This is a genomic window from Rhodococcus sp. I2R (assembly GCF_020889545.1).
GTDB lineage: Bacteria > Actinomycetota > Actinomycetes > Mycobacteriales > Mycobacteriaceae > Rhodococcoides.
Window position 1 is genome coordinate 1 of the sequence record NZ_JAHUTG010000062.1, and the last position, 1,713, is coordinate 1,713.

Sequence of the window (1,713 nt, forward strand, 5' to 3'; positions counted from 1 at the left end):
GACCCGGGACCGACGTGGGCTTCGGCGCGCATCCGGTCGACCATATGCGGGTAATGCAACTCGAACGCCGGACGCTCGGAACGGATACGAGGCAGCTCGGTGAAATTGTGCCGCGGCGGCGGGCACGAGGTCGCCCACTCCAAAGAGTTGCCGTACCCCCACGGATCATCGACGGTGACCACCTCACCGTACCGATAGGACTTGAACACATTCCACACGAACGGCAACGTCGACGCACCGAGCACGAACGCACCGACCGTGGAAATGATGTTCAAATTCGTGAACCCATCCGAGGCCAGGTAATCAGCGTACCGACGCGGCATCCCCTCGTTACCGAGCCAATGCTGCACCAGGAACGTCGCGTGAAAACCGATGAACGTCAACCAGAAATGCCACCGCCCCAACCGCTCGTCCATCAACCGGCCCGTCATCTTCGGGAACCAGAAATAGATACCCGCATACGTCGCGAACACCACCGTCCCGAACACCACGTAATGGAAATGCGCCACCACGAAGTAACTATCGGTGACATGGAAATCGATCGGCGGCGACGCCAACAACACACCCGAAAGCCCACCGAACAAGAACGTCACCAAGAACCCGATCGAGAACAACATCGGCGTCTCGAGCGTCACCTGACCCCGCCACATCGTGAAAATCCAGTTGAAGAACTTCACCCCGGTCGGCACCGCGATCAAGAACGTCATGAACGAGAAGAACGGCAACAACACCGCACCCGTGGCATACATATGATGCGCCCACACCGCAATCGACAACGCCGCGATCGCGATCGTCGCGTAGATCAACCCCGTGTACCCGAAAATCGGCTTACGCGAAAACACCGGAAAAATCTCCGACACGATCCCGAAGAACGGCAACGCGATGATGTACACCTCGGGATGACCGAAGAACCAGAACAAGTGCTGCCACAACAACACACCACCAGTGGCCGGATCGAACAGATGCGCCCCCAGATGACGATCCGCCGCCAACCCCAACAACGCCGCCGTCAACAACGGAAACGCCAACAAAATCAAAATCGACGTCACCAAAATATTCCACGTGAAAATCGGCATCCGGAACATCGTCATACCCGGAGCACGCAAACAAATCACCGTGGTGATCATGTTCACCCCACCCAAAATGGTGCCCAACCCCGCCAACGCCAGACCCATGATCCACAGATCCGCACCCACACCCGGCGAATGCAACGCCGACGTCAACGGCGTATACGCCGTCCACCCGAAGTCCGCAGCACCACCAGGAGTGATGAACCCCGCCGACGCGATCAACGCCCCGAACAAATACAACCAATACGAAAACGAATTCAACCGCGGAAACGCCACATCCGGAGCACCGATCTGCAACGGCAGAATGTAATTGGCGAACCCGAACACGATCGGCGTCGCATACAGCAACAACATGACCGTGCCATGCATCGTGAACAACTGGTTGTACTGCTCATTCGACAGAAACTGCAGCCCCGGAACAGCCAACTCCGAGCGCATCAACAGCGCCATCAACCCACCGATAAGGAAAAACACGAACGAGGTAACGATGTACATGACCCCCAACACCTTGGGATCAGTCGTCGTCACCGCCTTGTGCACGAACGAACCCTTCGGTCCCATCCGCGGCGGAAAAGGCCTCGCCGCCGTCACAGCGGGAGTGGGCCTAGGAGCTAGGGCAGTCACTGATCCTCCTGAAGATGCG

1 protein-coding gene is annotated in these 1,713 nt (G+C 57.8%); it reads right to left on the reverse strand.

The genetic code is table 11. The features are described from left to right. Nucleotides 1-1,694: cytochrome c oxidase subunit I (gene ctaD / locus KVY23_RS24780; protein ID WP_230558530.1), on the reverse strand; the 1,694-nt coding region annotated here is incomplete at its 3' end. Nucleotides 1,695-1,713 lie beyond the last annotated feature (19 nt).